The sequence below is a fragment of the Aminobacter sp. P4_H6_2 genome (genome assembly GCF_056400805.1).
In genome coordinates this window covers 1-7,489 of sequence record NZ_JBFUKO010000254.1, presented here as the reverse complement: position 1 = coordinate 7,489, position 7,489 = coordinate 1, and the positions used below count along the sequence as shown (strand labels likewise).

The following is a 7,489-nucleotide window of genomic DNA, read 5'->3' as shown; positions in this document are numbered from 1 at the left end:
GTCTGGAACTGTCCGATCCTGTCACCGGCGAACTGCTGCCAACCAAGAAGATGCGCGGCACCAAGAAGGGCGGCTTGATCCCGCTTGCCGGCGATCTGTCAGCGCGACGCTGGGTCGGTGGCGAGGGCATCGAGAACGGCCTCGCCTTCGGTCGGTGGGAAGGCTTTCGCGCCGATACCTTCTATTTCGCCGCCGGCGACCTCGGCAATCTCAGCGGACCAGCCGAGGCCTCATCGCGCTTCGCACATCCGTCCCTAACCAAGCCCGATCGCAACCTGGTTGAGCGCCCRGTGATGATTGCCGGTCCCGTCCCCAAGCTCGACCAAGACACCGACGACGCCATGTTCGTGCTCGACCATGTCGACGAGCTGGTGCTGCTCGCCGATGGCGATTCCGAACGCGTCATGACCGCCTCGGCCATGGCCCGCGCCCGCGCGCGGCATGCCCGGCCGGGCCGCCTGATCCCGATCATCTGGCCGCGCAACGGCCACGACTTTGCAAGCATGGCCGTCTCGGCCGAGGCGGAGGCATCTTGACCAAGAAAAAGACCACGATGCCGGAAGCTGTCGTCGCCCTTCTGGATGAGGCGACACGTCAGGCACACGCGGCCGGAATTCCCCGTACCCCTGCCAATGACGATCCGCTGCCTGCAGACCAGATTGAAGACTGCGAACCCGGCACTGCACCCAAGCGCGGCAGCAAGATAGACATGGATGTGGTCAAGGCTTGTGCTGGCCTCGATCATTCGGACACCGACAATGCCGAGCGGCTGCTTGCCCATTTCGGTGAGGATCTGCTTGTGCTGGCGCAGTCGAAGGCAAAGAAGGCTGCCTTTGCTGTTTGGGACGGCACGCATTGGGACATTGATACCGGTGATCCCCGATCGCTGGCGGTGGCGCAGAACCTCGGCGGTCGCATAGCGCTGGAAGTCCAGTACATAGATTCAACGCCGGCGGAGCAGGCAGCGATCGACAAGGGCCGCACCGCGCTGCAGGTGGAGGAAGAAGGGCGGACACCAGCGCAGAGAAAGCTTGCCAAGGCGGCAGAGCTTGCCATGGCCAATCTGGGTAAGCGTCACAAACGTCGCATGGATCATGCTGTCTCGTCTAAGAACAAGGGGCGGCTCGAGGCGATGTTGGTCTGCGCCGCTCCCCATATCCAACGCGGACCGGACGAGTTCAATGCCGATCCTCTGAAGGTCGCCGTGCGCGGCCACACCCTGGTCTTCCGCAAGATCAGCAAGCAGGTGCGCAATCCGGCGTTCGACGATCCCGACGACATCCGCGAGGATATCGAGGAGTTCATAACGGTTCGCGACGCCTCGCTGACCGCAGTGAAAGGCCATAGGCGACAGGATCTGATCACGCAGGTCGTGCCGGTCGATTACGATCCGAAGGCCAAGTGCGAGAAATGGACGGCCTTCATGGAGCGGATGCTACCCCTCGCCGACGTGCGCCGCATGGTGCAGGTCGCCTCCGGCCTCGGGTTGATCGGCCTGACGGTGCAGAAACTGTTCTTCCACTATGGCTTCGGCGCCAACGGCAAATCCGTCTATATGGAGACGCTGTGCCGCCTGCTTGGCGAAGCGGCCGTCACCCTGCCGTCAGAATCGTTCACCGGTGAAGGCAAGGCTGGCGGCGCCGCCAACCCCGACATGGCCCGGCTCTATGGCCGGCGTTTCTTGCGCGTCAAGGAACTGCCCGAAGGCGAGGACCTGCGCGAGAACCTGGTCAAGGACCTCACTGGTGGTGAGGACTTCACTGTCCGCGACCTGTTTCAGGGCTATTTCGACTTCAAGCCGATCTTCACCGGCCACATGTCCGGCAACGGCTATCCAAAGATCAGCGGTACCGACAACGGCATCTGGCGACGCATGGCCGTGGTGCACTGGCCTGTGACGCTTGCAGAAAGCGAGCAGCGCGAGTTCGAGGAGGTCGTTTCGGAGTTCGCGCCTGAATATTCCGGCATCCTCAACTGGCTGATCGAAGGGGTGATGATCTTCCTGCGCGAAGGCCTTGTCGTACCGGAGGCTGTAAGGCTGAAGACGCAGGAATATCGCGACGAGATGGACAGGACATCGGCCTTTTGCGCGCGATGCGTGGTGGCCGATGCGAATGGCGAGGTGACCGCAAAGGCCTTCTACCAAGCCTATGTCGACTTCACCATCGACCAGGGCGGAAAACCGATATCGCTGACCGCCTTCGGGCTGATCATGAAGCGAAAATACCATCGCGTTGACGGCCGCATCGTCATCTACCGCGGCGTCGCGCTCGTCGATGTTCCAGCCTCCAAACAGGCATCCGGACACGATGATTTCGAGGCGCATATGCGATGAGACGCCGCCTGCCCCGCAACCCCTTTCCGCCGTGCCGTCTTTGCCTGAAAACCGGCAACGTATTGATTTTATTGCCTCTTTCGCTTTTCGACAGTTGCGACACTGTGCGACACTCTGCGATAGTTCCTGCGGCGGAAATAGCGCAACGAAATCAATAAGTTGCGATAGTTCGCACCAGTTTTGGCGCCCTATAGGTGTGAAGAAGGGGAGCGGGGAGGAAAATTCCTCTGCGTATAGGACTCAAGAACTGTCGCAACTCCTGCAACAACTATTCATCGAATTGAAATCATTAAACAAATTCTATCTTAGAACTATCGCTAAACTCCCGCAAAACTATCGCAAACTATCGCTAGGAAGGAAAAGACGATGAAGACCGTGACCATTGACGAACTTTTGACCTGGGCTTTCGTGAATGAGCTGACCAAGGGCGGTGGGGTTGATGGTCTGGCCAATGCCAACTCGGCTTGGCGGATGCTCGAGGCATCATCTTGGGGCAAGATCACCAGCTTTGCCGAACTCGGCACGCTGATTGACCGCAGCGGCGACGGTTCGAATTACTGGCTCGAACAGGGCGAGCCGCATGAAGACGCGGTGACGCTTGGCCGTGCCGTTGCCGAACTCGCCCTTTGCGACGTGGTTGTGCCTGCTGGTTGGAACGCGCTGGCCGATTGGCCAGAGACCGACGGTTTGGCCGACCAGGCTGTGGCCCGTGCGGTCGAGCGCTTTAGCTTGCGCATGACAGCGCGACGCGGCACCCAGATCGTCAGCCTCGTCGTCGGCACGGCGATCCTTGGCCGAGAGCCGGATTTCTCAGCCGAGCCGTCAAAGGTTAGGATGGTCGAGCGCGGCGGCAAGCCAGCGTGGTTCATGCAGAAACGAGTGACGGACAGGCTTGGGCAGACCTACGATATTGAGGTCGATGGCTACAATGGCCGGTCGCAGCGCCCACACCGCGGTGCCTATCGCAAATATGAATTCTCTGTCGATCCGGTGAGCGACATCCTTGCCCGCCTCGATTACCAGATCTGGGTTGGTGCTTTGCGCATGCTTGAGCGCGAAGTGGCGCCTCAGATGATCGGCCATAGGATCGTCGGCTGCGATCGCTCGATGACGCCATGGCTTGAGCGCGATATGCTCGGCGTATCGGTGGTGCGGATGCCTGCAAAAACCCCGAGCAAAAAAACAGCTCCTGTCTGTTGACGCGCGGCAGAAACTTGACTTACACCTAAACACGGTAAATCAGATAACCGAACCCGCCCGGGCAACCGAGGCGGGTTTTTCGTTGGGAGGCCCGGCCATGTCGGACTTAGTTGTTCGCTGGCAGGAAATCTCAGGTGTCGCCCGATTCGACAACATGATCGGCGCGCTCGGCAAGGATGGGCGCAAGGTCATGCAACGCGGCCTTGCCCGTGCAGGCGACATGGCTCGCACCAAGGTTTACCGTACCTTGACGGTGCAGACTGGCCTCAAGCGAAAGGTTATCGTCAAGGCGATCAGGACCAGTCGGCCGAGTTACGACGATCTCAGATATGAGATGCGCGCAACTGGCGGCGATATCTCACTCAAGTTCTTTTCTCCCCGTGAGACGAGGGCCGGTGTATCTGCCGCGCCATTCGGTCAGCGGCGCATCTTTGCCGGCACCTTCATGAAAGGGGGCAAGTTCCCCAACCGTGTCGCAACGCGAAAGCTCGGCGGGCATGTATGGAAACGGATCGGCAAGGGGCGGGATATCGAAATGCAGGATAGTGGTGTCATCATCCCGCAGGAGATGGTGAGCGGTGAGACTGCATCGGCGTTCACCTCGACCATCGCTCGCATGCTGCCACAACGCATCGAACATGAGCTGGCGCGCTTGATGGTGTGAGGGGGGCCCCTCCCCGGTTTAGGGACCGTTTCCCGGCATCGAAGCCATGCGGGCAGAGAAGCGCCCGGATTATTGCCAGTCGCACCATGGAAAAAGTTGAGTTGTCAGGGTTGTCAGCGCCCTAACGGGAAGTTGTCAGAATGTCCGCCGATCAAAATGTGATGGCGACGCCGGCAGCGGTTGCTGCCCGCGACGGCGTCACCAAGCAGGCGGTGACGAAGCTCGTCCGCCAGTTGGTGGAAAAGCATGGCCTGCCCGTCGAGCGCGACAGTCGCGACCGCGTCGTCAGATTTTCGTTGGCTCACTTCGATCACTACCGCGGTCAGTTCGCTAGCTCCGAAAAGACCGCGGCCGTTCGGAAGGAAGAGCCTGCAGCGCCTGCCGATCCTGCCAAGTCGAGCACTTCACGCGACGAGGCTCTTAGGCAGGAAGCCTGGTTGAAAGTTGGGCGTGAGAAGATCCGCCGGCAGGAAGAAATAGGCCAGCTGATCCGCGCCGACCGTACGCGTGATGCGCTCACAGTCTGCGGGCGAGAGATCCAAAGCCTCATTGCCCGGCTGCAGAACAAGGCCGACGACATGGCGCTTGCCGTCTCGCGCGAAGGCGCCCACGGGCTTCGCGTGTTGCTGCGGCAGATCTCTTTCGATCTCAACACCGAGATCGCGGAGAAGCTTGCGGCTACCGTCGAGGCGGCTGCGCTTCACGACGAGCCGCTCGAGGACGACGAGCTGTGAGCGTTCATGTCGGCCCTTGCCATCCTGGAGCGCTGCGCCTCGTTGGTATTGCGCTGGCGGACGCCATCAGGCCGAAGCCGCCAATTCGATTTCGCGATTGGCTGCCGGAAAACATCGTGCTCGTCGACGGGCCGAAAAAGGGCGAATTCTGGTCCCTCGAGGATGCGCCCTATCTGGGCGAGATCGCGGACTGCCTGTCGATTGAGCATCCGTGCAACCTGGTAACGGTCAGGAAGTCCCAGCAGACGGGGGTCTCTATCCTCGGCCTGGGCTGGTCGCTGTACATCGCGGAGACCGCCCCGGACAATACGATCTACGGCCTGCCGTCCATCGACTTCCTGCAGGACATGAACAGTCAGAAGCTGCAGCCGCTCATCGACGCGTGGCAGGCCGCATCTGGAAAGCAGGTCATTTTCCCGGCCGTCAGTAGATCAGGCGCCGGCTCGACGATCTACGAGAAGCGCTTCGCCGGCGGCTCGCTGATGCTTGCCAACGCCAACGTCGCAACCGACCTGTCTGGCAAAACGACCCGTTACGGCGTTAAAGACGAAGTGTCGAAGTGGCAGACACACGTCAACGGCGACGACCCGGAGACGTTGTACTTCGGTCGCTTCACGGCTTTTCGCCGAACGAAGGCGTACAAGATATTTGAGCTGTCGACGCCCGAAATCGACACCGGAGACGAGCTCGGCGAACTGCCAGGTCACTGCCGCATCGACCGATCCTTCAAGCGTTCGGACCAACGCTTCTGGAACATCCGCTGCGTCGAATGCGGTCGAGAGTTCAAGCAATCATTCGAGGGCTTTCACCTCGACCGCCTGCACCCGCACAAGAGTTTCTATGCCTGTGTCTGCGGTCACTGGATATCGGAGACCGAGCGCGTCATAGGCGTGCGGCAGGGTCGATACATCCCAACTGCATTCGGTCCTGATCGGCACCCCGGCTTTCATGTCGACGCGTTCGACTCGCTCATGATGAGCTATGAGGCGATCGCGGAAGACGTGATCGCCCATGCCAAGCCCGGTGGGCTCGGTGACAAAGGCATCTACAACCTGGTGCTCGGTCTGCCGGCAAAGGAAAAGGGCAACGCCCCTGAGTACGAACGGTTGATGGAGCGCCGGGAGAACATCGGCGAATTTGCCGTTCCGGCGCCAGGCTTGATCGTTGTTGCTGGCGCCGACGTCCAGCACAACGGCATCTGGTGTGTCGTCGTTGCCTTCGGAGAAGACAGGCAAAGCTGGGTTCTTGGCGTCCGCTTCTTCGAGGGCGCGACGGACAATCCGTCCGAAGGCGCGTGGGCGGAACTCGACGAGTTTTATCGCAAGCCGCTCAACGATGCATTCGGCAACCAGCGCAAGATCGAAGCGCTAGCGGTCGACGGTGGCGACGGTGGGCGCACCAACCAGGTGCTGGAATGGTGCCGCCGGCGCCCGGACTGCTTTGCGGTAAAAGGTGTCGGCGGGCGCGGCGTGCCGGCGATCAGTGTTCCAGCGAAGAAGTCCGTCACGAAGAGTGGCAAGCGCAAGCGTTTCGGTAGCGCCATGCTGTGGCCGGTCGGCACCTGGGGACTGAAGTCCGAGCTGTTTGCCAACCTTCACAAGCCGGGGCTGGCGGCAGGCGAAGCTGCGGATCCTGCGGGCTACGTGCACTTTGGCGCGTACCTCCCAAAGGAATACTTTCTGCAGCTGACGGCAGAGAGCTTCGTTACCGAAGTCGTGCGCGGCCGTTTCAGGGAAGAATGGCGCCGGTTGCGCCCTGACAATCACTGCCTCGACGCGCATGTCTATGCGATGGCGATGGCCGAGAAACTGGGGCTTTCGACCAACACCGCCGATATCTGGGCCGAACTGAGGCGTCGCCTCACGCCCCAGCAACAACCGGATCTGCTCGACCGCGCACGTCCTACCCCCTCTGCCGAGAAGACCGTGGCGGAACAGGCGAAGACAGCCAACGACGACGAGGCGCGAAGCCGCGCCCGCCGCGAAAAATGGAAGAACAGGAAATGACCAAAAAGCCGCGCATCAGGGTGCAGGCGCGATCCACGTCGCGTCCTGTCCAGGATGTCGCGCGTCCTGCCCCAAGCGCCGGGTATCTCAGGGACACTCGGTCTCGAGTGCTGTCGACCAGGCCGGCCATCCTGCGCGATCACCGGGATGAGGTTCGTGCCGTGTGGCGGAGAACTGCAGGCCTGGCTCTCGACCTGATCCAGAATTCCGGGCAGCTGCGCGGAGCCGCCGACCAAGTGGTCGTTGATACTGTCGGCGTCGAGCTGGTGCTCAACCCGCAACCCGACATTGCCCATCTCGGCTATTCGGACGCCGAAATCACCGCCCTGACGCGCAAGATCAAACAACGCTGGAAGCGGTACTCGTGGAACCCGCGCGAGTGCGACCTACGTGGCAAGTTCACGCTTCCACAGTCCGTCGACATCTCCCTGCGCTGGGACATGGCCTATGGCGAATCTCTGGCGCTGGTCAGCTACATGAGCCGCGCAGAGCGCAGACGATATGGCATCCGCACCGGCACCAAGCTTTGCATGGTCAATCCGACCAAGCT

At 61.0% G+C, this 7,489-nt stretch carries 6 protein-coding genes and 1 pseudogene; all 7 read left to right on the top strand.

Features of this window, described 5'->3' with window-relative positions; genetic code table 11:
• Nucleotides 1–536, top strand: a pseudogene (locus AC1DUU_RS17950) (primase-helicase zinc-binding domain-containing protein); the annotation flags it as partial.
• The gene (locus tag AC1DUU_RS17945) at nucleotides 533–2,335 is read left to right on the top strand and encodes a DNA primase family protein (RefSeq protein WP_476784760.1); all 1,803 of its coding nucleotides are present in this window, start codon (nucleotides 533–535) and stop codon (nucleotides 2,333–2,335) included. The pseudogene AC1DUU_RS17950 and the gene AC1DUU_RS17945, both read left to right, overlap by 4 nt.
• 366 nt (nucleotides 2,336–2,701) lie before the next feature.
• Nucleotides 2,702–3,535 carry a hypothetical protein gene (locus AC1DUU_RS17940; RefSeq protein ID WP_476784759.1) on the top strand — a complete coding sequence of 278 codons (834 nt, stop codon included), beginning with the start codon at nucleotides 2,702–2,704 and terminating at the stop codon, nucleotides 3,533–3,535.
• A 97-nt stretch (nucleotides 3,536–3,632) separates the two neighbouring features.
• Nucleotides 3,633–4,199 carry a hypothetical protein gene (locus AC1DUU_RS17935; protein ID WP_476784758.1) on the top strand — a complete coding sequence of 189 codons (567 nt, stop codon included), beginning with the start codon at nucleotides 3,633–3,635 and terminating at the stop codon, nucleotides 4,197–4,199.
• A gap of 140 nt (nucleotides 4,200–4,339) precedes the next feature.
• Nucleotides 4,340–4,933, top strand: a complete 594-nt coding sequence (locus AC1DUU_RS17930; protein WP_476784757.1) for a hypothetical protein — start codon at nucleotides 4,340–4,342, stop codon at nucleotides 4,931–4,933.
• A 116-nt stretch (nucleotides 4,934–5,049) separates the two neighbouring features.
• Nucleotides 5,050–6,939, top strand: a complete 1,890-nt coding sequence (locus tag AC1DUU_RS17925) for a terminase gpA endonuclease subunit (RefSeq protein ID WP_476784756.1) — start codon at nucleotides 5,050–5,052, stop codon at nucleotides 6,937–6,939.
• Nucleotides 6,936–7,489, top strand: a 554-nt coding sequence (locus AC1DUU_RS17920) for a phage portal protein (protein WP_476784755.1), incomplete at its 3' end; no start/stop codon positions are given. The genes AC1DUU_RS17925 and AC1DUU_RS17920, both read left to right, overlap by 4 nt.